The sequence below is a fragment of the Arthrobacter sp. Y3225116 genome (assembly GCF_059091245.1).
In genome coordinates this window covers 1-24,768 of record NZ_JBNHGL010000029.1, presented here as the reverse complement: position 1 = coordinate 24,768, position 24,768 = coordinate 1, and the positions used below count along the sequence as shown (strand labels likewise).

At 67.6% G+C, this 24,768-nt stretch carries 24 protein-coding genes; 10 read left to right on the top strand and 14 right to left on the bottom strand.

Going from position 1 to position 24,768, the window contains the following annotated elements:
- From AC5RV2_RS05210 to AC5RV2_RS05200, 3 genes are all read left to right on the top strand, one after another.
- The coding region (locus AC5RV2_RS05210; protein WP_494091490.1) for a DEAD/DEAH box helicase at nucleotides 1–1,984 on the top strand (1,984 nt) is incomplete at its 5' end.
- A 39-nt stretch (nucleotides 1,985–2,023) separates the two neighbouring features.
- The gene (locus AC5RV2_RS05205; protein ID WP_494091489.1) at nucleotides 2,024–3,658 is read left to right on the top strand and encodes an amidohydrolase; all 1,635 of its coding nucleotides are present in this window, start codon (nucleotides 2,024–2,026) and stop codon (nucleotides 3,656–3,658) included.
- Between the two features lie 508 nt (nucleotides 3,659–4,166).
- Entirely contained in the window at nucleotides 4,167–4,898 is a 732-nt protein-coding gene (locus tag AC5RV2_RS05200) for a polyprenol monophosphomannose synthase (RefSeq protein ID WP_494091488.1), read from the top strand.
- 86 nt (nucleotides 4,899–4,984) lie between these two features.
- On the opposite strand, the gene AC5RV2_RS05195 is transcribed toward AC5RV2_RS05200, so the two are convergent.
- The 3 genes from AC5RV2_RS05195 to AC5RV2_RS05185 all read right to left on the bottom strand — a co-directional run bounded on the left by AC5RV2_RS05195 (nucleotide 4,985) and on the right by AC5RV2_RS05185 (nucleotide 7,074).
- A complete protein-coding gene (locus AC5RV2_RS05195) occupies nucleotides 4,985–5,332 on the bottom strand; it encodes an RNA polymerase-binding protein RbpA (protein ID WP_493978444.1) in 348 nt (115 codons plus the stop codon).
- A 271-nt stretch (nucleotides 5,333–5,603) separates the two neighbouring features.
- Nucleotides 5,604–6,539, bottom strand: a complete 936-nt coding sequence (locus tag AC5RV2_RS05190) for an SPFH domain-containing protein (RefSeq protein ID WP_494091487.1) — start codon at nucleotides 6,537–6,539, stop codon at nucleotides 5,604–5,606.
- Nucleotides 6,540–6,600: 61 nt separating this feature from the next.
- Nucleotides 6,601–7,074 carry an NfeD family protein gene (locus AC5RV2_RS05185; protein ID WP_494067841.1) on the bottom strand — a complete coding sequence of 158 codons (474 nt, stop codon included), beginning with the start codon at nucleotides 7,072–7,074 and terminating at the stop codon, nucleotides 6,601–6,603.
- Nucleotides 7,075–7,339: 265 nt separating this feature from the next.
- Here AC5RV2_RS05185 and yczE point away from each other — a divergent pair, with 265 nt between their 5' ends.
- A complete protein-coding gene (gene yczE, locus AC5RV2_RS05180; protein WP_494091486.1) occupies nucleotides 7,340–7,987 on the top strand; it encodes a membrane protein YczE in 648 nt (215 codons plus the stop codon).
- Nucleotides 7,988–8,008: 21 nt separating this feature from the next.
- Here yczE and AC5RV2_RS05175 read toward each other — a convergent pair whose 3' ends face one another.
- A complete protein-coding gene (locus AC5RV2_RS05175; RefSeq protein WP_494091485.1) occupies nucleotides 8,009–8,911 on the bottom strand; it encodes a methyltransferase domain-containing protein in 903 nt (300 codons plus the stop codon).
- Between the two features lie 74 nt (nucleotides 8,912–8,985).
- Between AC5RV2_RS05175 and AC5RV2_RS05170 the strand changes: the two genes are divergently transcribed.
- Entirely contained in the window at nucleotides 8,986–11,058 is a 2,073-nt protein-coding gene (locus tag AC5RV2_RS05170) for a S9 family peptidase (RefSeq protein WP_494091484.1), read from the top strand.
- Between the two features lie 79 nt (nucleotides 11,059–11,137).
- Here AC5RV2_RS05170 and AC5RV2_RS05165 read toward each other — a convergent pair whose 3' ends face one another.
- Together AC5RV2_RS05165 and AC5RV2_RS05160 are read right to left on the bottom strand one after the other, a co-directional pair.
- The gene (locus AC5RV2_RS05165; RefSeq protein ID WP_494091483.1) at nucleotides 11,138–11,770 is read right to left on the bottom strand and encodes a peptide deformylase; all 633 of its coding nucleotides are present in this window, start codon (nucleotides 11,768–11,770) and stop codon (nucleotides 11,138–11,140) included.
- A 38-nt stretch (nucleotides 11,771–11,808) separates the two neighbouring features.
- Complete coding sequence (locus AC5RV2_RS05160) at nucleotides 11,809–12,711, bottom strand: hypothetical protein (RefSeq protein WP_494091482.1); 903 nt, start codon at nucleotides 12,709–12,711, stop codon at nucleotides 11,809–11,811.
- Nucleotides 12,712–12,772: 61 nt separating this feature from the next.
- Here AC5RV2_RS05160 and AC5RV2_RS05155 point away from each other — a divergent pair, with 61 nt between their 5' ends.
- Entirely contained in the window at nucleotides 12,773–13,714 is a 942-nt protein-coding gene (locus AC5RV2_RS05155; protein WP_494091481.1) for a 5'-3' exonuclease, read from the top strand.
- Between the two features lie 185 nt (nucleotides 13,715–13,899).
- Nucleotides 13,900–16,287, top strand: a complete 2,388-nt coding sequence (locus AC5RV2_RS05150; RefSeq protein ID WP_494091480.1) for an ATP-binding cassette domain-containing protein — start codon at nucleotides 13,900–13,902, stop codon at nucleotides 16,285–16,287.
- Between the two features lie 1,005 nt (nucleotides 16,288–17,292).
- On the opposite strand, the gene AC5RV2_RS05145 is transcribed toward AC5RV2_RS05150, so the two are convergent.
- From AC5RV2_RS05145 to AC5RV2_RS05135, 3 genes are all read right to left on the bottom strand, one after another.
- Nucleotides 17,293–17,718: a GNAT family N-acetyltransferase gene (locus AC5RV2_RS05145; protein WP_494091479.1), complete on the bottom strand. Its 426-nt coding sequence runs from the start codon at nucleotides 17,716–17,718 to the stop codon at nucleotides 17,293–17,295.
- Nucleotides 17,719–17,800: 82 nt separating this feature from the next.
- Nucleotides 17,801–18,985 carry a cation:proton antiporter gene (locus AC5RV2_RS05140; protein ID WP_494091478.1) on the bottom strand — a complete coding sequence of 395 codons (1,185 nt, stop codon included), beginning with the start codon at nucleotides 18,983–18,985 and terminating at the stop codon, nucleotides 17,801–17,803.
- Nucleotides 18,986–18,987: 2 nt separating this feature from the next.
- Nucleotides 18,988–19,479: a cation:proton antiporter regulatory subunit gene (locus AC5RV2_RS05135; RefSeq protein WP_494091477.1), complete on the bottom strand. Its 492-nt coding sequence runs from the start codon at nucleotides 19,477–19,479 to the stop codon at nucleotides 18,988–18,990.
- A 319-nt stretch (nucleotides 19,480–19,798) separates the two neighbouring features.
- Here AC5RV2_RS05135 and AC5RV2_RS05130 point away from each other — a divergent pair, with 319 nt between their 5' ends.
- A complete protein-coding gene (locus AC5RV2_RS05130; protein WP_494091476.1) occupies nucleotides 19,799–20,938 on the top strand; it encodes a glutamate--cysteine ligase in 1,140 nt (379 codons plus the stop codon).
- A gap of 46 nt (nucleotides 20,939–20,984) precedes the next feature.
- On the opposite strand, the gene AC5RV2_RS05125 is transcribed toward AC5RV2_RS05130, so the two are convergent.
- From AC5RV2_RS05125 to AC5RV2_RS05105, 5 genes are all read right to left on the bottom strand, one after another.
- Nucleotides 20,985–21,461 (bottom strand): VOC family protein, encoded by a 477-nt coding sequence (locus AC5RV2_RS05125; RefSeq protein WP_494091475.1) that lies wholly within the window; start codon nucleotides 21,459–21,461, stop codon nucleotides 20,985–20,987.
- 110 nt (nucleotides 21,462–21,571) lie between these two features.
- Complete coding sequence (locus AC5RV2_RS05120) at nucleotides 21,572–21,901, bottom strand: hypothetical protein (protein ID WP_494091474.1); 330 nt, start codon at nucleotides 21,899–21,901, stop codon at nucleotides 21,572–21,574.
- 228 nt (nucleotides 21,902–22,129) lie between these two features.
- A complete protein-coding gene (locus AC5RV2_RS05115; protein ID WP_494091473.1) occupies nucleotides 22,130–22,654 on the bottom strand; it encodes a hypothetical protein in 525 nt (174 codons plus the stop codon).
- Entirely contained in the window at nucleotides 22,651–23,238 is a 588-nt protein-coding gene (locus AC5RV2_RS05110) for a sigma factor-like helix-turn-helix DNA-binding protein (RefSeq protein ID WP_494091472.1), read from the bottom strand. The genes AC5RV2_RS05115 and AC5RV2_RS05110 overlap by 4 nt, the downstream gene beginning before the upstream one ends.
- A gap of 62 nt (nucleotides 23,239–23,300) precedes the next feature.
- On the bottom strand, nucleotides 23,301–23,675 hold the full coding sequence (locus tag AC5RV2_RS05105) for a VOC family protein (protein ID WP_494091471.1): 375 nt from the start codon (nucleotides 23,673–23,675) through the stop codon (nucleotides 23,301–23,303).
- Between the two features lie 147 nt (nucleotides 23,676–23,822).
- Between AC5RV2_RS05105 and AC5RV2_RS05100 the strand changes: the two genes are divergently transcribed.
- Together AC5RV2_RS05100 and AC5RV2_RS05095 are read left to right on the top strand one after the other, a co-directional pair.
- The gene (locus AC5RV2_RS05100; protein WP_494091470.1) at nucleotides 23,823–24,230 is read left to right on the top strand and encodes a DUF3054 domain-containing protein; all 408 of its coding nucleotides are present in this window, start codon (nucleotides 23,823–23,825) and stop codon (nucleotides 24,228–24,230) included.
- A 47-nt stretch (nucleotides 24,231–24,277) separates the two neighbouring features.
- Nucleotides 24,278–24,559, top strand: a complete 282-nt coding sequence (locus tag AC5RV2_RS05095) for an Lrp/AsnC family transcriptional regulator (RefSeq protein WP_494091469.1) — start codon at nucleotides 24,278–24,280, stop codon at nucleotides 24,557–24,559.
- The last annotated feature ends 209 nt before the right edge of the window (nucleotides 24,560–24,768 follow it).

Below are 24,768 nucleotides of genomic sequence, written 5' to 3'. Positions count from 1 at the left end.
GCCCCCGTCACCGGTTGGGGCCGAAGCAAAACAGCGCGCGGGGTGCAACGTTTCCGCCCTGTTATGGGACGGCGCGTCCATGTGCCCGGCCATCACCTTCATTTTCTCCCGGAACGGCTGCGACGCCGCCGTCAAGCAGTGCCTGGAATCCGGGTTGCTGCTCACCACGGAGAAGGAACGCGCCGTCATCGTCCGCCGCGTGGACGAGGCCGTGCAGGACATCGCCGAAGAGGACCTGGACGTGCTGGGCTTCTGGACCTGGCGCGAAGGCCTGTCCCGCGGGTTTTCCGCCCACCACGCCGGCATGCTGCCGACGTTCAAGGAGGTGGTGGAGAAGCTCTTCGCCGACAACCTGGTCCGCGCCGTCTTCGCCACGGAGACGCTGGCGCTGGGCGTCAACATGCCGGCGCGGACCGTGGTGCTGGAGAAACTGGACAAGTTCAACGGCGAGGCACACGTCGACATCACGGCGGGGGAGTACACGCAGCTCACCGGCCGCGCGGGCAGGCGGGGCATCGACGTCGAAGGCCATGCCGTGGTGCTCTGGCAGCCCGGCACGGATCCGGGAGCCGTAGCGGGCCTGGCGTCACGGCGGACCTATCCGCTGAACTCCAGCTTCCGGCCCACCTACAACATGAGCATCAACCTGATCGCGCAGTTCGGCCGCGGCCCGGCCCGGGAGATCCTGGAAACCTCGTTCGCACAGTTCCAGGCCGACCGCTCCGTGGTCGGCCTGGCCAAGCAGGTGCGCAGCCGGGAAGAATCGCTGGCCGGCTACGAGAAGGCCATGAGCTGCCATCTGGGCGACTTCAACGAATACGCGCGCCTGCGCCGGGACCTGAACGAGGTCGAGAAACGCGCCTCCCGCACCCAGTCCCGGCACCTCCGCTCGGCGGCGGCATCGTCCCTGGACCGCCTGCGCCGCGGCGACATCATCGATATTTCTGCGGGCCGGAACCTCGGCTACGCCGTGGTGCTGGACCGGGACGAGGCCGCCCGCGAGCCCCGTCCCACGGTGCTGACCCAGGAAAAGCACATCCGCCGCATCTCCGTCGACGACTTCCAGGGCCCGGTGGAGGTACTCTCCACCATCCGGATCCCCAAGACGTTCAACGCGCGCAGCCCCAAGGAACGCCGCGATCTGGCGTCCTCGCTGCGCAATGCTTTGCACGACAAGCGCCCGCCGCGGCGGGGGAGCGAGCACCGTGACTTCATCGTCCCCGGCGGGACACAGGCCGAGCGGCAGATCAACGACCTGCGGCGAAAACTTAAGGCCCACCCCTGCCACGGCTGCAGCGACCGGGAAGACCATGCCCGCTGGGCCGAGCGCTGGTGGAATCTCCGCAAGGAAACCGACCAGCTGGTGACGCAGATCCAGGGCCGCACGAACACCATCGCCAAGACCTTCGACCGGGTCTGCCAGGTGCTCGACAGCTATGGCTACCTGGAGACCGGCGGCGACGGCGTCGCCATCAGCCCCGCCGGAGAACGGCTGCGGCGGATCTACGGCGACCGTGACCTGCTGGTGGCGCTGTGCCTGGAGCAGGACGCCTTCGCCGGGCTCACCGCCGCGGAACTGGCGGCCTTCGTGTCCTGCCTCGTGTACCAGGCCAAGCGGGAAGAGGCCGGCATCCGGCCCAAGATGCCCTCGGCGGCCATGGAAGCGTCCGTCATGATCGCCGTCCGTGAGTGGTCGCAGCTGACCGATCTCGAGGAACAGCACCGGCTGCCGCTCACCGGCGAGCCGGAGCTGGGACTCGCCTGGCCGATTTACAAGTGGGCCAGCGGCCGGTCCCTGCAGACCGCGCTCAAGGGCACGGACCTGGCCGCCGGCGACTTTGTCCGGTGGGCCAAGCAGGTGATCGACCTGCTGGACCAGCTGATCAAAGTGCCCGCCCTCGATCCTCAGCTCGCGGCCCGCGGCAGGCAGGCCATTGGCTTGGTCCGCCGGGGCGTCGTCGCCTACGCCGCCGTGGCCGAATAGCGCCGGTCCCGCGCGCACCACCCTTTTGAAAGGATTTCCATGAGCGAATCTGTCCTGCCCGCTGCCACGGGCCTCACGCTGTACCGCAATGGCAGTATCTACAGCGCCGCCGACCCGTACGCCACGGCGATGCTCGTCGACGGCGGCACCGTGGCCTGGATCGGGTCGGAGCATGCCGCGACGTCCATCGCCGACGGCAGCATGCGGGTCGTCGACCTCGATGGACGCCTGGTGGCGCCCGGTTTCGTGGACGCGCACGCCCACGTGACGCAGACGGGGCTCGCCCTGTCCTCGCTCAACCTAACCGGCTGCGCATCGCTGGTGGAACTGCTCGACGCCGTCGCCGACGCTGCCCGGCAGGACGGCGGCCCCGTCCTGGGCCACGGTTGGGACGAAACCCGGTGGCCCGAGAACCGCGCCCCCTCCGCCGCCGAACTGGACCGGGCGGCCGGCGGAGCGGAGGTCTTCCTGACGCGGGTGGATGTCCATTCGGCGGCCGTCTCCGCCGCGCTGGCGTCCCGCCTGTCGCTCTCGGAGGTGCCGGGCTGGTCTGTTACCGGGACGGTCAGCGGGCCGGCCCTTGAACGGGCACGGGCCGCGGTCCAGACCCCTGCAGGCGGCCGGCGTGAAGAGCTCCACCGGCTGGCCCTGCGGCACGCTGCGTCCCGCGGGTACGTCGCCGTCACGGAGATGGCCGCCCCGCAACTGGGGCCCGCAGAGGACCTGCTGGCGCTGCTCGCGCTCGGCGATGCCGAGCCCGGACCGAGGATCCTGCCGTATTGGGGGGAGCTGATGACCTCCGCCGAACAGGTCAAGGAAACAATGCACTACTTCTCCGGCCGCCTCCGGGGGCTGGGCGGGGACCTGACCATGGACGGGTCCATCGGATCGCATTCGGCGGCCGTCAGTGCGGGCTACGCCGACCTCCCGGGGGCCCACGGGACGCTCTATCTCGACACCGAGGCTGCGGCGCGGCATGTGGAACTGACGGCGGAGCAGGGCATCCAGACGGGTTTCCACGTGATTGGCGATGCCGGTCTGCTGCGGGTGCTCGACGCCCTGGACCTGGCCGCCGAACGCGTCGGGGACGCTGCGGTACGTTCGGCCCGCCCCCGCCTCGAACATGTGGAAATGGTGCCCGAAGGGGCGCTGGAGCGGATGCTCCGGCACGGGGTCACGGCCAGCATGCAGCCGCTCTTCGACGCCTATTGGGGCGGGGCGGAAGGCATGTACGCCACGCGGCTCGGCGCCGAATCGGCACTCGCCATGAACGCAGTGGGAACGCTGCAGACTGCGGGCGTTCCGGTCGCGATCGGATCCGACGCCCCGGTCACGGAACAAAGCCCGTGGGCCGCCGTGAAGGCGTGCCTGGAGCACCACAACCGGTCCGAGCAGATCTCGGCCCGGGCGGCGTTCCTGGCGCACACCAGGGCCGGGTGGCGGGCCGCCGGAGAACGGAACCCCATGGAGGGCCAGCTGGCTCCGGGTACTCCCGCGACGTTCGCCGTCTGGGACGCGGACGAACTCTCCATCCAGACTCCCGACTCGCGGGTGTCCGCCTGGAGCACCGATGCGCGGGCCGGTACGCCCATGCTGCCCTCCCTGGACAGCGGAAAGTTGCCGGTGTGTGTCCGCACGGTGATGAATGGAGTAACCATTCACGACGGCTCCTGAGGCGGGTCCGGTTTGGGCTGACTCCGAAAAATCTGAACGATTTGCTTGATTTCGGTGACTTTTGGCGGCCGGGAGCCCCGCTCTGACGTGCAGGTATGGACAAAACCGCAGGTCAGAGCGGTATTGACACATCCCGCTCAGCCAGTAGGCTGAACTCTCAATGGGCCGGTATTTCTTCGCGGATTCCGGTCCGTGCCGGGGAGAGAGGCTGCTGGCGGCACCTGCCTGCGGGCGGGTTGCGCCCAATGTCCCTTGACGAACCGGCACTTCCAGGGTAGGTCCGCACGTCAGTAGAAAACATGTCTGCGTTCCCCCACAGGTTTGCTTTCGTGGCCCGAAGGCGTGCGGACCTACCCTTCCTTCCACCTGAGGCCGCGCGGCCGGGCGTGCCCGCCGGCCTCCGGTACAAACTCATGGCCTATACTGGACCGTCGATGCGGAGGCCCCCGGGGTATCTCCGGCACGAGGAAATCTGCGGTTTGCAGCACAACGTTCGAAAGGCCACTGAGTGCGGGTCGTCACCATCATCCCGACGTATAACGAGATCGAGTCCCTCCCGAAGACAGTAGCCCGCCTCCGCACCGCCGTACCCGGCTCGGACATCCTGGTGGTCGACGACAATTCCCCGGACGGCACCGGAACTTTGGCCGACCGACTGGCGGCCGACGACTCCGCCATCCACGTCCTTCACCGCGAAGGGAAGGCGGGGCTGGGCGCCGCCTACATCGCCGGCTTCCGCTGGGGGCTTGACGCCGGGTACGACGTCCTGGTGGAGATGGACGCCGACGGCTCCCACCAGCCCGAGGAACTGACCCGGTTATTGGGCGCACTCGATGGCGGCGCCGATATGGTCAAGGGCTCGCGGTGGATTCCGGGCGGGAAGGTGGTCAACTGGCCCCTCCACCGCAAGGCCATTTCCTTGGCCGGCAGCCTGTACTCCCGGCTCATGCTGGGCGTGGCCATCCGGGACATCACCGGCGGCTTCAACGCTTTCAAGGCCGGAACCCTGCGCGCCATCGACCTGGACAGCGTGGAATCGGTTGGTTACTGCTTCCAGATCGACCTCACCTGGCAGACCCTGAAGGCAGGACTGGCGGTCCGTGAAGTGCCGATCACCTTCGTCGAACGCGAATACGGCGACTCGAAAATGAGCGGCGGCATCGTGCTGGAGTCCATCCTGCTGGTCACCAAATGGGGGATCGCGGACAAGTGGCGGAGACTCCGCGCCCGGAAACGCTGACCGCCGAAAAACCCGACGGCACAAAAGAGAGAGGGAGCGCACCCGTCAGGGCGCGCTCCCTCTCTGTAAGGATGTGCGGTCAGGCCTTAAGCCGTGCGCCGTTCCCCGCGGCGTTCGCGCAGCTTGGTCAGGCGGTCCTCGAGGATCTGTTCGAGCTCCTCAACGCTGCGGCGTTCCAGCAGCATGTCCCAGTGGGTGCGCACCGGCTTGGCATTCGGATCGACGGGCTTTTCGCCGTTGACCAGGAGTGCTTCCTTGCCCGACTTGGAAACCCATACCGGGGGGATCTCGGCTTCTGCGGCAAAGGTCACGAACACCTGCTCGCCGTCCTCGCAACGGTACTCAACGCGCTGGCGCGGAGCCGGTTCGACACCGGATTCAGTCTCCATGCTCTGCGCTCCGAGGCGCATACCCCGCAGGCTACGATCGCTCATGATCTCTCCCTCTTGTCTTGTGGCGGACCGGCGGCTGGACCGCGTCCGCGATGGCTCGCTAACAGTCTCAACGTCGGCGGGCGGCCGTCTGTTCCCGGCCGCGATGATAACGCGAATCCCGCCTGCGTCAAGGATGGTTGTGGGCGGCAACTTCCCGGCAAACCACCCATTATAGTCCGGGCGGCGGTCCCGGGTAAACCAAAGCCGGGAGCCAGGAGCATCCGACCCGCTGACGCCCCGGGCTCCCGGCCCCGTGCCTGTTTCTGCTGTCTCAGCCGCGCAGCTCGCTGCCGGTTGTTGAGGCGGCCGGGGCCGTCTCGCTGTCCGGCGTGGCCGTTCCCAGCAGGCTGCCGATGCCCTTGAGCGCTTCGCCCACCTCGCTGGGGATGATCCAGAGCTTGTTCGACTCGCCTTCGGCGATCTTGGGCAGCGTCTGCAGGTACTGGTAGGCCAGCAGCTTCTGCGTGGGGTTGCCCTTGTGGATGGCGTCGAACACCTTCTGGATTGCCTGGGCCTCGCCGTCGGCACGCAGGATCGCTGCCTTGGCGTCGCCTTCGGCGGCGAGGATGGCCGCCTGGCGCTGGCCTTCGGCCGTCAGGATCTGGGACTGCTTGGTGCCTTCGGCCGTCAGGATGGCCGCCCGGCGGTCGCGCTCGGCCCGCATCTGCTTTTCCATCGAGTCCTGGATGGAGTGGGGCGGATCGATCGCCTTGAGTTCCACGCGGGAGACGCGGATGCCCCAGCGTCCGGTGGCTTCGTCCAGGACGCCGCGGAGCTGGCCGTTGATCTGGTCGCGTGAGGTCAGCGCCTCTTCCAGGTTCAGGCCGCCCACCACGTTGCGGAGCGTGGTGGTGGTCAATTGCTCCACCGCCTGGATGTAGTTGGCGATCTCATAGGTCGCGGCGCGGGCATCGGTCACCTGGAAGTAGACCACGGTGTCGATGGAGACCACCAGGTTGTCTTCGGTGATGACCGGCTGCGGCGGAAAGGACACGACCTGTTCGCGCAGATCCAGCAGCGGCAGCAGCCGGTCCACGAAGGGGATCAGGATGGTCAACCCGGGGTTCAGCGTGCGCTGGTACTTGCCCAGCCGTTCCACGACGCCCGCCCGTGCCTGCGGGATGATCCGCACGGCGCGGACCAGCACGATCACGACGAAGACGATCAGGACCAGCAGCACGATCCAGATTCCGATATTGCTATCCATAGTTCCCCTCTAAGAGTGGTGTCAGTGGGTCACGGTGCCGGCACGATGCCCGCCCGGGGTCTTACTGGGCCGGCAGCGGCCCGTCTGCGCGCTGCGGTGTCACGACGGCGGTTGCCCCCTCGATCCGGGCCACCGAAACGCGCTGGCCGGCCGGGATGGCCGACCCGTCCGCCGACCGGGCCGACCAGGTGTCGCCGCCGATCTTCACCACGCCGGAATGGCCGGTGACGGATTCGAGGGTCATGGCCGATTCGCCGATCAGCCGGTCAATGTTGGTGGCGAGGTCCCGCGGTCCGCTGCGCAGATGCCGCAGCGCTACCGGTCGGACGAAAAGCACCATCAGCAGCGCGACCACGCAGAAGATGACCACCTGCATCCAGAAGGGCAGGCCGAGCAGCGCTCCGAACAGGGCCACGAGCGCGCCGGAGGACATCATGATGAAGAAGAGGTCCAGCGTCATCATTTCGACGATGGCCAGGATCAGGAACACGGCCAGCCAGAGGACCCAGCTGTTGGCGACGAGCCATTCGATCATCAGTACCCCCTGATGTTGGAGCAGCCGCAGTCACGTAGGCCTGCCTCTTTCGCGCGTGCACAACCGCGGGCTGCTGCTGCCCTTGATACCTCCATCATGCCCGACGACGGCGCGCGGCGGAGTGAAATCCGCCACTTCCGGGCGGTCCGGGGCGTATCGTGGCCAAGTTGTGACCAGAAAGGCCGTCCGGCGGGCCGGGCGGCGTTGCCGGATAGGATGATTCAGTGCTGAACACCGCGCCCTGCCGCGCACCCCGGAGCCGGCCATGCGAACCCTGCTGACCAGCAATCGGCTGTCCCTGAGAACGCTGCGGCTGCTGGCCGGCCTCTTTGCGTACGGGATCGCCATCGCGCTGATGATCCGGGCCAACCTTGGCTCGGCCCCCTGGGATGTGCTCAGCCAGGGCGTGGCCAGGACCACGGGCATCAGCTTCGGCTGGGCCACGGTGGCGATCAGCGCGGCCGTGCTGCTGTTGTGGATCCCGCTGCGGCAAAAGCCGGGCGCGGGAACGGTCGCGAACGCCATCCTCGTCGGGTTTTTCGCCGACTTCGGGCTGTTGCTCATCCCGTTCTGGGATCACCTGGCCGCGCAGGTTCTCTCGTTCACTGCCGGACTGGTCCTGCTGGCGGCGGCCAGCGCGCTGTATATCGGGGCAGGCCTCGGACCCGGCCCCCGGGACGGCCTGATGACCGGCCTGCACGCCGCCACCGGTTGGCAGGTCTGGATAGTCCGCACCGGCATCGAAGCAGCGGCAACCCTCGCCGGGTGGCTGCTCGGCGGCGTCGTGGGCCTCGGCACGCTGGTGTTCGTCCTGGCCATCGGACCCTTGATCCAGCTGTTCCTGAAGTGGATGTTCGTCGACCTGAATCCGGGTGTCCGGAAGAAAACCCCAGCCAGGCCCGGCCGCGGCTAGCGGTTTGGGCTTTCGGTCGCGCTAGCCGGCGGGGCGGACTGGCTCCCCGCCGCGGCCGCGGCGCCGGTACGTGCTCACGGTGAAACGCGCGGTGACCTGAAGCGGTCGCCCGGCCTCCCCGACGGCCGCACGCACCGCGTCGGCGTCGGTGTGGTGGGCGTTGGGCCCCATCATCACCAGCCGCACGATGTCCTCCGTGTCCAACTGAAGCGGCACCTGCAGCGGATCGGCGGCCAGCTCTTCGAATTCGCCGCCCAGGGCCGCCCCCAGCCGGTCAGCCTTGTCGGTATCGACGGCCAGCAGCGGGACCACGTCACGCAGCTCGTCCAGGTGCCCCGGCGCAGCGGTGGCAACCACCAGGTGCCCGTTCGGTTTCAGCACCCGGGCGAATTCGGCCGGGTTGCGCGGGGCAAACACGTTGAGGATCAGGTCTACGGTCCCTGCCGCCAGCGGCAGCGGCTTCCAGAGGTCCCAGACCAGGCACAAGGCATCCGGCAGCGTCCGGGCCGCGCGCCGGAGGGCGAACTTGGACAGGTCCAGCGCCACGGCCCGCCCGTCGCCCAGCCCCTTGAGGACGGCTGCGAGGTAGTAGCCGGTGCCGGCGCCGGCATCCAGCACCACGGGAGCGGGGGAGCCGTGCCGGAGGGCGCCGACCGTCCGGGACAGCTGCTCCGCCAGGGGTGCGTAGTGGCCGGCGCCCAGGAACGCCTCCCGGGCGGAGACCATGTCGGCACTGTCCGGGATGAACCGGGTGCCGCGCCCGGTGAGCATATTGACATACCCCTGCCGGGCGCCGTCGTACTGGTGGCCGTCCGCGCAGCGGAGCCCTTGGGCCGGGGAGGGCCCGGCGGCTATCAGTCCTTCCCCGCAGACCGGGCAGAGCAGCAGCGGGATCAGGTCCGGGAAGTGCGGGGCGGAGGGCATGCTCCATCCTAGGCAAAGCCGGACGGTGATCGGCCGATTGGCTCCGGCCTGCTGGTGAGACTAGGCTCACACTCGTGCGATCTGAAGACATTGCTTTATTAAGTTCCGTGTCCGCCCCCACGCTCCATCCGGACGGCGGCCGCGCCGCGGTTTCGGCCACGCATCCCAACTTTGCGTCGGACAGCTATGTGGGACAGCTGTGGGAAGTCCCGCTGGACGACGGCGGTGCCGCGCCGCGGCGCCTCACGCGCGGTTTCCGGGACACGGCACCCGCCTACTCGCCCGACGGGCTCTGCCTGGCGTTCCTCCGCGCGGCCGGCCCGGGGGAACGGGCGCAACTGATGGTGGTGGACAGCCGGGGCGGGGAGCCGGTCGCGGTCACCGACGAGAAACTCGGTGTCTCCTCGTTCGTCTGGTCCCCGGACTCACGCCGCCTGGTCTTCGCGGCCCGGGTCCCCGCCGACGGACGCTACGGCACGGTGGACGGCGTTGGCCCCGGCGCCGAGGATCCCCGGCTGGTCACCGGCTACAAGTATCGCCTGAACGGGGTCGGCTACACCGGGGACAAGCGTGCCCAGCTGTTCGCGGTGGACGCACCGGATGTGCAGGCCGAACCGCCGGTCGCTCCGGTAGGCCGCGCCGCCCGCCAGGCGGGCCGGGACGGCGAAGCCGATTTTGCCGCCGTGCCCGAAGCGCGACGGCTGACGTTCGCGGACGCCGACCATGACGGCCCCGCGTTCAGCCCGGACGGCCGCACGCTCTACTTCACCGCGGCCCTCCACGAGGGAGCCGACGAGGACCTGCGCCGGGACGTGTACGCGCTGGAGCCCGACGCTGCCGGCGGCAGCCCGCGGCTGATGTCAAACCTTTCCGGCCCGCTCCTGGCCGCCGCGTCGCCCCTGCCCAGCGCCGACGGCCGCTGGCTGTTCTACCTGGGCAGCCTGATCGGCGGCGGGAGGGACTTCGTGGCGCAGAATGCCGCGCTGTACGCGGCTCCGGTCGCCGCCCCGCACGAGGTGCGCCGCCTGACCGATCCGGAGGGGACGGACCTGGGCGAAGGCACGCTGGCGGCGGCCGGCCCGGATGCGGTGCTGGCCCTCAACCGGCAGCGCGGCGCCGTGCAACTGGTGGAGGTCTCGGCAACCGGCGGTATGGCGGTCCTGGTCGACGGCCCGCTGACCGCAGCGGCGGCCGACCGGGCGGCGGGCCGCACCGTCGTCAGTTTCTCGGACGGGTCGACCGCCGGCGACCTGGGGCTCGTGACCGGCGGCGGACTCACCCGCCTGACCGACTTCTCAGCTGCGCTGCGGGACTCCGGCATCATTGCGCCGCGGGAAGAGACTTTCGCTTCGGCCGACGGGTACCCGGTGCACGGCTGGGTGCTGCTGCCCGAGGGTCCGGGGCCGCATCCCGTGCTGCTGAACATCCACGGCGGGCCGTTCGCGCAGTACGGCTGGGAGGTTTTCGACGAGGCACAGGTCTATGCCCGCGCCGGTTACGCCGTCGTCATGTGCAACCCGCGCGGTTCCGCGGGCTACGGGCAGGCACACGGGCGCGCCGTCAAGGGCGACATGGGAACCCTCGCCATGGCCGATGTCCTGGCGTTCCTGGAGGGTTCCGTCGCCAAATACCCGCAGCTGGACGGTACGCGGCAGGGCATCATGGGCGGATCCTACGGCGGCTACCTGACCGCCTGGACGGTGTCCCGGGACCACCGGTTTACCGCCGCGATCGTGGAGCGGGGCTACCTGGATCCGCCGTCGTTCGTCGGTTCCTCGGACATCGGCTGGTTCTTCTCGGACGAATACACCGGCACCGATCCCGAGCAGGTGCGCGGCCAGAACCCGTTCGCCGGGCTGGATTCCGTCCGGACGCCGGTGTTCGTCATCCACTCCGAAGACGACCTGCGCTGCCCGCTGGAACAGGCCCAGCGCTACTACGTGGGGCTCAAGCAGCGCGGCGTGCCCACGCAATTGCTGATCTTCCCCGGGGAGAACCACGAGCTGTCCCGTACCGGTACGCCGTGGCACCGGAAGCAGCGCTTCGACGAGATCCTGCGCTGGTGGGCGGCCTACCTTCCCACGGCGCAGAACAACGACGGCGGACGCGCGGCAGCCGCCGAACCGGATCCCGCAGCCCGGGCGTAGCCCGGCGGGCTGGCCGGCGCCGGCACGCTGCCGGTACGTTCCCGGGACGTTCGCGGCCTGGTGCCGGCCCGTTGCGGGGCTAAAAGGCCAGGCCTGCGCGTGCCAGGTCAATCGTCGGTTGCGCCCAGTGCCGGGTGTACTCGTCATTGCCGCTCAGGGACCGGGGCTGCATCTTGTCCACGTACATCGTGCCCGAGAGGTGGTCCGTTTCGTGCTGCACGATTCGGGCCTGCCAGCCCGAGAAGGTCTCGCGCACGCGGACGCCGTCGGGCCGCTCGAAGTCGAGGTCGACGCTGCGGGGGCGTTCCACCACCGCCTGGTAGCCCGCGAAGGACAGGCACCCCTCATAGAACGCGGCTGTCTCGTCGCCGCGGGCGCGGTAGGACGGATTGATGATGGCGAAGTAGGGGAGCGGCGCGCGTTCCCGGGTTGCGGCCACCTCGGGCGCCGTCGGGAAGATGTCTTCGAGGACCGCGATGCGCAGCGGGATTCCGATCTGCGGCGCCGCAAGTCCGACGCCGGGCGCCGCGTGCATGGTCCGGCGCAGGAGCGCCAGCAGGGCGTCCAGGTCCGCGTCGTCCAATTGCCCGTCAAACGCCGCGGCAGGCTGCCTCAGCACGGGCTCGCCTACCTGCAGGATGGGGGCAGGGTCGCCGGAGGCAGCCAGCGAATGGACCAGATCGCGCAGGCGTTCGGCAGGGTAGTCAGTCACAGCTGTCAGTGTAGGGCGCGCCGGCCCTTCGTGCGCCGCTAGCCGCTCCGATCGGCGGAGGAGCAGGCGTCGGCGATGAACCGGTATACCTCGCGGGTGAAATCCCGTCCGCCGTCCAGCCGCAGCACGCCGGCTCCGCCCGCCGCCTTGATGGTTACCGGAATCTTGGTGCCCAGTTTGTCTTCGGCCAGCGCATGGGGATCGCAGCGGGTCGGTACGACGCGCAGGGCCAGCCGCGACGCCGGATCCGTCCCGGCCACGCGGATGTTCCTGGGCCACGGGTGTTCGGCGTCTTCGCTGAGCAAGGTGGTGGTCCCGAAGGATTCGATGACCAGCGACCCCTTCCCGCCGGACGGCCGGACATCGATTCCGACGACGGCCGCGCCGCGCCCGGCCAGCACCTGAAGCCCGGGGTCGACGCGAAGCCCGGCCACCGAAGCCGCCGCCTGCGCCAGGCAATCCCCGGTGTAGTTGCGCGCGAGCACACCGTGCGGATCGCCGGCAGGAACTTCCACCGTGCCCGGCGCGGAGCCCTCGCCGTCCAGGGTCACCGCTATCCGATGCTCTGGAGCAGTCGGGGACGGACCGGCGGAGCACCGGGCGGCCGGCAGGTCAGCCGGCAGGCTCACCGTCGCACCGGGCGACACCTTGGTCCCGCCGGTGCGCGTCGGCTTCCAGTCGGCGGCGTCGTCGTAAAGCGGGGAATGCAGCGCCGCGGAGGTGACGAGCAGGGGCTGCGCGGAGGTGTTGGTGATCATGAGGTTGACCACCCGGTCCGTGTAGTCCGCCCGGCTCTGGTCCACGGCAGCAGCGATCAGGTTCCGGGCGCTCGGGGAGGCAGGGGAGAGGCTCCCGGGAGCGCCCGAACATGCGGCCAGCAGGGCCGCCGTCATCAGCAGCACCACCAAGCCGCTGCGGTACCGCAGGGGACCGGGAACCATGCCACTAAGGTAGTACCAACTCCAGTGGACGTGCTCCTCACCGGCAGCGAAAGGGCAACCTGTGGCCGAACGATTGATGCTCCTCGACACCGCGTCGCTGTACTTCCGGGCCTTCCACGCCCTGCCGGACACGATCAAAGCCAAGGACGGCACCCCCGTGAACGCCGTGCGCGGGCTGCTCGACATCATGGCACGGCTGATCACCGACTACAGACCCACCCGGCTGGTGGCCTGCTGGGACAACGACTGGCGCCCCGCGTGGCGGGTCGAACTGCTCCCCACCTACAAGAGCCACCGCGTGGCCAGGCCCGTGCCGGACGGTCTCGATATCGAGGAGACGCCGGCGGGCCTGGTGGAACAACTGCCCCTGATCCGCGAGGTGCTCGACGCGCTCAATGTCGCCGTCGTCGGCGCGGACCATCACGAGGCCGACGACGTCATCGGCAGTCTCGCGGCCCAGGCCGACGTGCCCGTGGACATTGTCACGGGGGACCGGGACCTCTTCCAGTTGGTGGACGACGACCGCGCGGTGCGGGTGATCTACACGGCGCGGGGCATGAGCAACCTCGAGGTGATGACCGACGTATCGGTGGTACGCAAGTACAGCGTGCTGCCCAGCCAGTACGCGGACTTCGCCACGTTGCGCGGGGACACGTCCGACGGCTTGCCCGGAGTTGCGGGCATCGGCGACAAGACGGCGGCCGGGCTGCTGAAGGACTACGGCAGCCTCGGCGGAATCGTTGCGGCGGCAGCGGACCCGACGGCTGCCATGGCCGCACGGATGCGGGCCAAGATCACGGAGGCCGCCGGTTACCTCGACGTCGCCCCGACCGTTGTCGGCGTCGTCCGCGACCTGGAGCTCGGGACGTTCGATGCCACCCTCCGGCCGCTGCGCCCCGAAGAGGCAGAACGGCTTGAGCAGCTCGCGACGGACCTGAACCTGGGCGGACCGTCCCGCCGCATCCGCCAAGCGCTCGAGGCGGTCGGCGAGGCGGCGGAGTAACGCCGGCCGCGGGGGACCAAAAATCCGGAGCGGGTTCCGGGCAAGTCCATTAAGGTAAAGACGTAATCGTTGCCGCGGCGGGCGGAGTGGCGCCCCCAGGCAAGGCACACGAACCGAGCGGACAGCGGTCTTGCCGGCGCAGGGTCGGGCCGTGCGGGCGAGGCACCCAAGGGATGGAGACAGCAATGAGCACGGCCACGACGAGGGACCTGCAGCCGGCGTCACTGCATTCGGCGGACAGCCACGACCTGATCCGGGTGCAGGGCGCCCGGGTGAACAACCTCAGGGACATCAATATCGAGATCCCTAAACGGCGGCTCACGGTGTTTACCGGGGTCTCGGGATCGGGCAAGAGTTCGCTGGTGTTCAGCACCATTGCCGCGGAGTCGCAGCGCCTGATCAACGAGACCTACAGCGCGTTCGTCCAGGGCTTCATGCCGACCTTGTCGCGTCCCGAGGTCGACTTCCTCGCCGGCCTGACCACCGCAATCATCGTGGACCAGGAACGGATGGGCGCCAACCCGCGTTCCACCGTGGGCACGGCCACCGACGCCAACGCCATGCTGCGGATCCTCTTCAGCAGGCTGGGCGACCCGTTTATCGGGTCGCCCAACGCCTTCTCCTTCAACGTCCCGTCGGTCAAGGCCAGCGGGGCCATCACGGTCGAGCGCGGCGGCAAGACCAAGGCGGAGAAGGCGACCTTCAACCGCCTCGGCGGGATGTGTCCGCGTTGCGAGGGCATGGGCTCGGTCAGCGATTTCGACCTGTCCGCGCTCTACGACGAGACGAAGTCGCTCTCCGAAGGCGCGCTGACGGTACCCGGCTACAGCATGGACGGGTGGTACGGCCGCATCTTCAGCGGGGCTGGGCTGCCCATGGACAAGCCGATTGCGAAGTACACGAAGAAGGAGCTCCACCAGCTGCTCTATTCGGAGCCGACCAAGATCAAGGTGGAGGGGATCAACCTCACCTACGAGGGCTTGATTCCAAAGATCCAGAAGTCGATGCTCTCCAAGGACCGTGAGGCGATGCAGCCGCACATTCGGGCCTTCGTGGACCGGGCGATCACCTTCGCCACCTGCCCCGAGTGCAACGGGACGCGGCTCGCGCAGGAGGCGCTGTCGTCGAAGATCCGCGGCAAGAACATCGCAGATCTTTGCCAGATGCAGATCAGCGACCTGGCCGAGTGGATCCGCGATCTAAAAGAGCCGTCGGTCGCGCCGCTGCTCACCGGCCTGCAGCACCTGCTCGATTCGTTTGCGGAGATCGGATTGGGTTACCTGTCGCTCGACCGGCCGGCGGGGACATTGTCCGGGGGAGAGGCACAGCGCACCAAGATGATCCGCCACCTGGGCTCGTCGCTCACCGACGTAACCTACGTGTTTGACGAACCCACCATCGGCCTGCATCCCCATGACATCGAGCGGATGAACCAGTTGCTGCTCCAGTTGCGGGACAAGGGCAACACCGTGCTGGTGGTGGAGCACAAGCCCGAGACCATAGCCATTGCCGACCACGTCGTGGATCTCGGGCCGGGCGCGGGCACGTCGGGCGGGACGATCTGCTTCGAAGGCAGCGTTGAGGAACTGCGGGGGAGCGACACCACCACCGGCCGCCACTTCGACGACCGGGCGTCCCTGAAGGAGTCGGTCCGCCCGTTCACGGGTGCCCTGGAGGTTCGGGGCGCCTCGACGCACAACCTTCAGGACGTGGACGTCGACGTCCCGCTCGGAGTGCTCGCGGTGATCACCGGGGTCGCCGGCTCGGGCAAGAGTTCGCTGATCCACGGCTCGGTCGCCCGCCGCCCCGGCGTCGTGGTGATAGACCAGGGAGCGATCAAAGGGTCACGGCGCAGCAATCCTGCCACCTACACCGGATTGCTCGAGCCGATCCGCAAGGCATTCGCCAAGGCCAACGGCGTCAAGCCGGCTCTGTTCAGCTCCAACTCCGAGGGCGCGTGCCCCGTCTGCAACGGCGCCGGCGTCATCTACACCGAACTGGGCATCATGGAGACCGTCGAGTCCACCTGCGAGGAATGCGAGGGGAAGCGGTTCCAGGCGGCGGTGCTGGAATACACGCTCGCCGGCCGGAACATCGCGGAGGTGCTCGCCATGCCGGTGACCGAGGCCGAGGAGTTCTTCGGCACGGGCGATGCGCGAACCCCGGCCGCCCACAAGATCCTGGAGCGGCTCGCCGACGTGGGACTCGGCTACATGACGCTGGGCCAACCGCTCACCACGTTGTCCGGCGGCGAACGGCAACGGCTCAAGCTGGCGACCCAAATGGCCGAAAAGGGCGACGTCTACGTGCTCGATGAGCCCACGACGGGACTTCATCTGGCCGACGTCGAGCAGTTGCTCGGCCTGCTGGACCGCCTCGTCGACTCCGGCAAGTCGGTTATCGTGATCGAGCACCACCAGGCCGTCATGGCGCACGCCGACTGGATTATCGACATCGGGCCCGGGGCCGGGCATGCCGGCGGCCGCATTGTCTTCGAGGGGACGCCGGCCGATCTCGTCGCCGATCGCTCCACGTTGACCGGCAAGCACCTGGCGGCCTACGTCGGTGCCTGAGGACCAAGGTTGCCGCCGGAGTCCCGAACTCCGGCGGCAACAGGCGGGTGCAGAGTTATGTCAACCTGATGCTGGTTTGAGGGGAGTGCCGACGTCGTTCGAGGGGATCCCGATTGCACACGCGGTTGCCGGAAAACAGCCTTTCCAGCCCACTATCGGGTCTCGCCTCAAATTCGCCGCCCACTTGGCGTGACATCGAGTCCTGGCTGCCTGTAGCCGGCGTTCGGCCGTGAGTTCGTGTGACTGCGAACGTCATGGATCATTGGAGCGACCAGCAGCAAACAGTCGGCCTGGCACGAGATGTTCCCGCCATGCCGGGACATCGCAAAACTGGGTAGAAGACGCAGCCAACGACCGAGTAAGCATGCGCCGCAGCAGGAGGCGAACCGCCACGGATTGGGTCCCCGCTTGCGCCTTTCCGTAACGCCGATAATCCACATTATGTCAAGTAAAGCATCGAGTACCTCCTCTGCAGAGCCATTCAAGCCCTCTCCCATCGGACGCACCGGGCGGCGCAGCCGATGGGCCCCTGCGGCGCGGCTTCAGGTGTTACCGCGAGGCCGCATCCGCCGTGCGTGCCAGGAACCGACCCGTCCGCCCAAAGTCACGGACGAGAAGTGCCATCCCGAGGATCGCTGCACCCACTCCACCCGCCATCAGCCACCAGAAAGGGTCTCCCCGCACTGCCAATCGGGCGGCACGAGCGAACCCCCCTCTGCTGGGGCCGCTGGCCGGATGCTCAAATCCTGAACTACTCCCAGCCTGAAGCCAACGGTCCGTTTCTGCCAGCGGGGGCACGACGCCCAAATCGCAGAGAAATCACGCCCATCCGCGAATCGAGAGGTGTCAGTAGAATATGCATTGTTGCACCTGATGCAATCGGGGCGCCCCACTGTCTCTTGACGGCCGAGACTTTAGAGAAAAACTGCTCAGGTCAGCTTGGGCCAAGTGCGTTTGTCGGCGTCTTGAAGAGCACGGCGCCGTTCGTCATTTGTCGGTCGCGCGTCAGCGGAACCGGGCGAAGACCCGAACGGGACCTGATTCGAAATCTGACCCCTCGGTCAATCCCATGGATTGGTAGAAGGCGCGTTGCTGCGGCTCATCATCCGTGATGAGCACCATTTGCCGAACGTGCCGGTACCGCTCTTCTACTTGGGTGAAAAGGGCACGCCCGACGCCGGTGCCCTGAAACGCCGGGTGCACCAGGATGTCTTGCACATAACAGATTGTTGCATCGTCCGAAACGGTCCGCGCGAGCCCAATTAGCTTGCCGTGTTGAGTCCGAGCCGTTGCTACGAAGGACGAGTTCCTTGTCGCACGACAGAGCAGATCCGGGTTGTTGGTATAAGCCGCCCAACCAACAGACTGGTAGAGCGAAAGCAGTTCTGCATCGGAGACTGGCAGGGCGGTCGATATCGTGAAAGCAGCCACGGACCTAGTGTTGCACTGCGATATCGCTCGGCGTTTGATGCCGGTGGAGTCCCGCGTGCCCCGGCTACGCCATGAAGGTCCTTCACCTCGGTTCGGGACCCGGTTTCGGAACGTCCATTCCGCCCGCACGAGGCATCCAGGCGTCGCTGAAGCGGGCCAGAAGAGGACCTGCGACCGCCAGGATCATCACATAAGCTGCGGCGATGGGCCCCACCACTGTGTAGCCTGCCGCAACCGCCAGACCGGCAATGACGACGGAAAACTCACCCCGGGTGACCAGGGCGGCCCCCGCCCGGACGCGTCCACGCTGCCGCACTCCTTCCTTTCCTGCTGCCCACCAGCCCGTACCCAGTTTGGTAGCAGCGGTCACGACGGACAGCAGCAGTGCTGCAGGCAGGATGGGCCACATGTCCGCAGGATCGATGGCCAGGCCGAAGGTCACAAAGAAGATCGCTGCAAAGAGATCGCGCAGCGGGCTCAAAACGTGCCGGGCACGGTCGGCAAAATGCTGGGGAATCGCTATGCCCACCAGGAAGGCGCCGACTGCTGCACTGGCGCCCATCCCCTCGGCCACGCCGGCAACGGCCAATGTAATGCCGAGGAGGCGCAACATGACCTGTTCATTCTGGGGATGAGACAGCAGACGTCCCATCCGGTACCCGGCCTTACGTGCCGCGACAAGGGCGAGAGTCACAGCGCTTGCGGCCAGGGCGACTCCCCCGGCTGCCTGCCAGGCTCCGCCGCCGGCAAGTACGACAACCAGGATAGGAAGGAACAGCGCCATGGCGATGTCTTCCAGAACCAGTATCGACAGCACCGCCGGCGTCTCCCGGTTACCCAAACGGCCCAGGTCATCCAGCAACCTGGCGATGATGCCTGACGAGGATATCCAGGTGACTCCCCCAAGGGCCAGTGCCGCCTGCCACGGCAGCTGCAGCACCAGTCCCAGCAGGAACCCGGGCACCGCGTTCAACAGGAAATCGATCAAACCCGAGACTCGATGCCGCTTGAGGCTGTACATCAGCTCGGCCGCGGAGAACTCGAGCCCCAGCAGGAGCAGCAACAGGACAATGCCGATCTCCCCCGCGGTTTCCACAAAGGGCCCCGCTGCATGTACCGGCAGCAGTCCGTCCTCTCCGAACGGCAGCCCGGAAAGGAGGTAAAACGGGACGGGTGAAAGGCCAAGCCTGTGTGCCAGAAGGCCGAGCCCGGAGAGGACGGTGAACAGCACTCCCAGTTCGATCAGAAGGAGCGACAGATGTGTCACGTTCAGGTGGCGGTCGGCGCATTGATGAGAGCTTCAAGTGCGGCCAGTCCGTCGGCCGACCCCAGCGCTATCAAGTCATCGTTAGCGAGGAGTTGCTCTTGTGGGGTGGGGCCAGTAATCACGCGCTCCCCTCGTATGATCGCCACGATTGAGCACCCCGTCCGACTGCGGGCCTTGCTGTCCCCCAGCGGCCGGCCCGCATACGGTGAGTTGGGCCGAACGGCAAAGCGGCTGGTTTCCAATCCCGGGACCTCCCGCGAGAGATCCGCAAAACGTTGCATGATCCGGGGCGCGCCCAATAGCTCGGCCAGTTGTAACGCTTCTTCCGGTTCCAATTGGAGCTTGCTGATTGCCCTGTCCGGATCGGCTTCGTCAAAGGTCAGGATGTCGGCCCCGCCATTCCGGTCTATCACCAGGGAAAAATTGACGTTGGTCCTCGTCTTCAGGTCATATCGCATGCCGACGCCGGGGAGCATGGTTTCGACGATTTCCACAGCACGATCCTAGGTTGAAGGCCGATATTACCCGGCCCACAACGGCACAGACCCCGGAGGTGCAAACCGGCCTTGTCGAAGCTCAGGCCGATGGATTCTGATCGGTTGCGGGCCCTGCCGGAGATGCATGCGCGTCTCCGTGTCGGCTACGGTATCCCGTTTTGCAGCCCGGCGGGACCCCTGAATGCGGTCATCTCCGCAGCCGAACCTGATCAACCTGGATGACTTTCCGTCACCGTGCCGCGTCCGCCCCCCACGGAAGGTCCGGCGAACCGCGACGGTCTTTCGCCAAGCCCGCCTGTGGTGAACACTAAACAGCATGCGAACCTTTGGCGTGGAGGAAGAGCTGCTCCTGGTGGACGCCAAGACCGGCGCCCTGGCCTCCGTCTCGGAACAACTGCTCCGGGAGCAGGAAGAACCTGCGGTGCTTGATACACCCGGGGCAACGGCGTCCCGCGGCGGCTACAAGGGCAGCCTGATGTCCGAGGTCAAGCAGGAACAGCTCGAAGCGGTGTCCGCTCCGTACAAGGATCTGCAGGACCTGGCAGCGGGCATCAGGGCCGGGCGCGCGGAGGCTGACCGACAGGCGCGGCGTTTTGGCGCCAGGGCTGCAGCATTGGGCACCTATCCCCTGCCTGCCACTACCAGCCTCGTGCCGCGGCCGCGATACCAGGCCATGGAATCCCGGTTCGGCATGACCCTGCGCGAACAACTGACGTGCGGTTTCCACGTGCACGTTTCGGTTGCCTCCGATGAGGAAGCCGTTGCCGTGCTTGACCGGATCCGCGTCTGGCTGCCGGTCCTGCTCGCGCTGAGCACCAACTCCCCCTTCTGGCAGGGCGTGGATAGTGGCTACGCCAGCTTCCGCTACCAGGTCTGGAAACGGTGGCCCACCGCCGGGCCGACCGGCATCTTCGGCTCCCCCGCTGCCTACCACCAACTGTTGGGGATGCTGCTCGAGTGCGACGTGCTGCTGGATAAGGGGATGATCTATTTCGACGCGCGGCTGGGTCAACGGCATCCGACGGTCGAGATCCGCGTGGCCGATGTCTGCCTGCAAGCGGAACATGCCGCCGCCGTGGCCGCCTTGTGCCGGGCCCTGGTCGAAACGGCTGCCCGGCAATGGAGCGACGGCAGCCCGCCGCCTCCGGTACCGGCGGAGCTGCTGCGTCTTGCGTCCTGGCGGGCCAGCAGGTCAGGACTGGAAGAAGAACTGCTCCACCCTGTGAAGAGCGACCGCGCCCCGGCCCGCAACGTGGTCGCAGCACTGCTCGAACATGTCGGACCAGTGCTGGCGGAAACGGACGATCTGGATCCCATACGGGCCGTCGTCGACGGAATCCTTCGCGACGGGACCGGCGCGGCAAGGCAGCGGGGAGTCCTCGCGCGCCAGCACAGACTCACCGACGTCGTCTTCGACGCCGTCAGGAACACGCACCTTCCGGCCGGCATCCTGTGAGCTCTCGGCCGGCACGAGCGCGAAGGGGCTCGCGGCGCACAAGGCGCTAGCCGGCGTCGTAGGCGCGCTGCAGTTCGCCGATGTCGATCTTCCTCATCTGCAGCATGGCTTCCATGGCACGCTGGGCCTTCTGCGGATCCGGCCCGCCGATCAGCCGCGGCAGCACCGAGGGAATGATTTGCCAGGACAATCCGTACTTGTCCTTGAGCCATCCGCATTGGCTCTCGGCACCGCCGTCGGCAGTCAGCGCGTCCCAGAGCCGGTCGACCTCCGCCTGGTCCTCGCAGTCCACCTGCAGGGACACGGCCTCATTAAACGTGAACTGGGCTCCCCCGTTCAGGGCCGTGAAGGACTGGCCGTCCAACTCGAACTCTACGGTCAGCACCTGGCCTTCCATCCCCGGACCGGTCTCGCCGTAGCGCGTCACGTCGAGGATCTTCGAGTTTTTGAACAGCTGGACGTAGAACTGTGCCGCCTCTTCGGCCTCGCTGTCGAACCACAGGCACGGCGTGATCTTCTGCATGATGGGCTCCTCCCCTGTATCAGGCGTACCGGAACCGCCCCTCGAACGTGTGAATCGGGTGTTCGACGTGAACCGGGCACCGACCGGCAGCCAAACGTGATGCCTCCGGCTCAGCCGGGGGCACCGGCCAGCACCAGGGTCGTGGCGTCCCTGCCATCCGGGTCTATCACCTGCAGGCGGCACCCCTCCCCTTCGGGGGCTGCATAACCGGGAAGCCGCTTGCTTTCACTGCAGCGGTGAAGCTCTTCCAGCGCGGCAGCTTCAATCCGGGCATTCTGGAGGTTGATGGTGACGCCCCGCCCGGGCGCAAGCGCGCTGGTGCGGCGAACCAACGAATACAGCGCCACAATGTTTCGGGTTGTCACGTGCCCGCGCACTTCGATATTGGCGGATTCCCGATCGATATCCAGCCGGACGACCACTCGCAGTTTGGGATCCATGCTTTGTCCCCTCAAGAGTTCCCCATGGCCGCTCCTTGACCGGTGATCATCATAAGAGGACGAATGTGGCGTGGGCAACAGACCGCGGGGAATATTTCGTGGAGACGGAACGCGGGCCCTGCAGGGGGCGGCGGCATCACCGGGCGGGACCGTGCTTTCTATTACGGACTGAGCGCCGCTAACCCGGCGCCGCCCTCTTGGCCGGGAATGCCGAGGCGTCGCCTGCGCTCAGCGCAGCAGAACCGCGATGCCGGTAGCGGCCGCGGCCCACAGCACGCTCGCGAAAGTGCCCAGGATAAAGCGCTCGGCCGCCCCGGACTGACCGAGTTCCGAATACCGGCCCAAGCCTTTCACTGCGAGGACAACGGCCAATCCTTCCGGCCACTCGGCCAGCAGGGTGGCCGCGATGGCCGTCCGCTCGAGCACCCCGATCCAGGCCCCTCCGCGGAGCGCCGGGGATGCTTCGGGGTCGGTGTGGTTGTCCGGGTGCGAGGCATTGAACGACAACCGCAGGATGGTCACGGTGGCCGGGCCACCGCCGATCGCGGCGGCCGCCACGCCCAGCGCATAGGCTGCCGGGCCCAGGCCGCCGGACCCCAGGACCGCCAACAATCCCGCAATGCCCAGGAGCAGCAGCGACACGGCGCTGGCGGCATACAGCCAGCGGTTGCCCCGGCCCTGGAACCGCTCGAAGTACATGGGCGCCGCCACCGCCCCGGCCACGCAGAGCGTGACAAGTGCCATGACGCTCATCGGTCGGCCCCTTCCAGCAACGCTTGTGCCGCCAACCGTGCGCGTCGCCACTCCGGCCAGAGTCCACTGTGCAGCCTGCTGGAGACGGCCTGCTGCGTGATCCCCAGCCGGCCGGCGATTTGCTGCTGGGTGAGTCCTTCATCACTGAGCATCCCGGCTTCGGTCGCCTGCCTGCTGCGCTTCCGCGCTACCGACACCAGCAACTGCAGCACCGCTTCGGCATGGCCGGCCTCCTCGCGGGCACCGGAGACGGCGACGTTGCCCGGCGATGTCTTGGCCGCGGTCACCGCTTCGCGTGCGCGCTCGAAGGCCTCGCCGGAACCCGCGCGGGTAGATTCCGGCAGCGGAGTAACAACCCCGCCCACGCCGATTCCCACGCTCCAGTGGTTGCTGACCGCCAGGTCCAGGGCAAGATCCGCCGCCACGGCAGCGTCGGCGACCACGGCCTGCATCTCGTCGCCGGCGGTGCGTTCGAACCCGCGCACCAGCGGACGGGACCGGTCCTCATTCAGGGCTCCAAGCGCGCCCTCGACGAGGTCCACGTGGCGGCGTGAGCGCCGCTGATCGACGGTCAGCACATACATACAAACCTGCTTCCTTGTGGCTCAGGCAACAAGTATGCAGGGTTGTAGGCACGGATGCAACCTTACTGCTCCACCGGCTGGTGGCTGACCAGCCCCACGAGATTGCCTTCGGAGTCGCGGATGAACCCCATCCATTCATCCATGCCGGCTGGTCCCAAGGCGCCATCGGCATGCCGGAAGATGATGTGTGGTTCCTCGACAACCGCAATCCCCCGGGCGCGCAGTTCCTCGACCCGGTCCCGCACCGAGTCGACCTGCAGGTACAACAGGGCGGCCGGCGCGCCCACCTCCAGCAGCAGCCGCACGCCGTCGAGATCGAAGAACACCAAGCCCGGAGGGTCGAAGACCCCGGCCGGCGGATCACCGAGCAGGTCGGTGTAGAAAGCGGTGGCCCGCTCGAGCTCGTGCACACCGAGCGCAACCTGTGCCAACTTCATGGCTTCCGCTCCTCCCCATCCGCCGCGGGCTTCGGCCCCTGCCCAGCCGCCCGGTTTCGCCCCCTGCCCGACTGCCGCGGACGGCGTCGGACCCCGGCCGGCTCGTCCTCGCATCGTACGCCCGTGGGTGCCCGATAGTGTGGAGGGGTGACTGAAACATCGCCCCGGCTCCGGGCGGGCATCCCGCTGGCGGCAGTATCGATCGCCCTGGACCTGGCCGCCGTCGTCATTTTTGCGGCGGCGGGCCGAAACACGCACGAACACGGAATGGCCCTGGCCGGAATCCTGATTACCGCGAGCCCGTTCCTGGCCGGGGCCCTCGTGGGCTGGCTGGCCTCGCGCGCCTGGCGCCGGCCGGCCTCCCTTTGGCCGACCGGGGTCGCAGTCTGGCTGGCCGCAGTGGCCCTGGGGCTCGCCCTGCGCGGCCTGGCGGGCGGCGGGCTCGCGCTGTCCTTCCAGATCGTGGCCTTCCTGGTCCTCGGCGCCCTGCTGTTGGGGTGGCGGGCGGCCGCCGCACTGTTCATCAAACTACGTTTCGCCCGACGGGTGGAATAACCTCGGATAGAGGGAAGAACACCCAGTTCCAGCAGAAAGGCAGTGCAGTGGCTACAGCATTCGTTCTCATCCGCACCGATGCGACCCGGATTCCGGAGTGCGCCCAGGAGATCTCCGAGATCGAGGGCATCAGCGAGGTCTATTCGGTCACCGGGGAATGGGATTTGATCGCCGTCGCCCGGGTCGCCAAGCACGACGAACTGGCCGATGTCATCGCCGACCGGCTCTCGAAGGTCCGGGGCGTGCAGGCAACGACCACTCACATCGCCTTCCGCGCCTATTCCAAGCACGACCTGGATGCAGCCTTCTCGCTCGGGTTCGAGCACTAGGCTTCGCGCGCGCAGACAGAGTGCCCCGGACATCCTGTCCGGGGCACTCCTTGTTAAGCTGTTGCGGCCCACGCGCGGGCCGGAAGTCAGCGGGTAGCGTCGATCCAGCGCTGCAGCGCCTCGGCCGCGGCACCGCTGTCGATGGCTTCCTCGGCCCGTTCCAAACCGGCGGCCAGCCGCTCCAGCAGCGGGGCGTCGGCTGTCGCGTC

What these genes read in the sequence shown, in the direction of transcription:
- AC5RV2_RS05130 (WP_494091476.1), top strand. Translation starts at nt 19,799, where the DNA reads ATGCGAACCTTTGGCGTGGAGGAAGAGCTGCTCCTGGTGGACGCCAAG.
- AC5RV2_RS05110 (WP_494091472.1), bottom strand. Translation starts at nt 23,238, where the DNA reads ATGTATGTGCTGACCGTCGATCAGCGGCGCTCACGCCGCCACGTGGAC.
- AC5RV2_RS05120 (WP_494091474.1), bottom strand. Translation starts at nt 21,901, where the DNA reads ATGGATCCCAAACTGCGAGTGGTCGTCCGGCTGGATATCGATCGGGAA.
- AC5RV2_RS05105 (WP_494091471.1), bottom strand. Translation starts at nt 23,675, where the DNA reads ATGAAGTTGGCACAGGTTGCGCTCGGTGTGCACGAGCTCGAGCGGGCC.
- AC5RV2_RS05150 (WP_494091480.1), top strand. Translation starts at nt 13,900, where the DNA reads ATGAGCACGGCCACGACGAGGGACCTGCAGCCGGCGTCACTGCATTCG.
- AC5RV2_RS05125 (WP_494091475.1), bottom strand. Translation starts at nt 21,461, where the DNA reads ATGCAGAAGATCACGCCGTGCCTGTGGTTCGACAGCGAGGCCGAAGAG.
- AC5RV2_RS05185 (WP_494067841.1), bottom strand. Translation starts at nt 7,074, where the DNA reads ATGATCGAATGGCTCGTCGCCAACAGCTGGGTCCTCTGGCTGGCCGTG.
- AC5RV2_RS05160 (WP_494091482.1), bottom strand. Translation starts at nt 12,711, where the DNA reads ATGGTTCCCGGTCCCCTGCGGTACCGCAGCGGCTTGGTGGTGCTGCTG.
- AC5RV2_RS05195 (WP_493978444.1), bottom strand. Translation starts at nt 5,332, where the DNA reads ATGAGCGATCGTAGCCTGCGGGGTATGCGCCTCGGAGCGCAGAGCATG.
- AC5RV2_RS05205 (WP_494091489.1), top strand. Translation starts at nt 2,024, where the DNA reads ATGAGCGAATCTGTCCTGCCCGCTGCCACGGGCCTCACGCTGTACCGC.
- yczE (WP_494091486.1), top strand. Translation starts at nt 7,340, where the DNA reads ATGCGAACCCTGCTGACCAGCAATCGGCTGTCCCTGAGAACGCTGCGG.
- AC5RV2_RS05190 (WP_494091487.1), bottom strand. Translation starts at nt 6,539, where the DNA reads ATGGATAGCAATATCGGAATCTGGATCGTGCTGCTGGTCCTGATCGTC.
- AC5RV2_RS05115 (WP_494091473.1), bottom strand. Translation starts at nt 22,654, where the DNA reads ATGAGCGTCATGGCACTTGTCACGCTCTGCGTGGCCGGGGCGGTGGCG.
- AC5RV2_RS05175 (WP_494091485.1), bottom strand. Translation starts at nt 8,911, where the DNA reads ATGCCCTCCGCCCCGCACTTCCCGGACCTGATCCCGCTGCTGCTCTGC.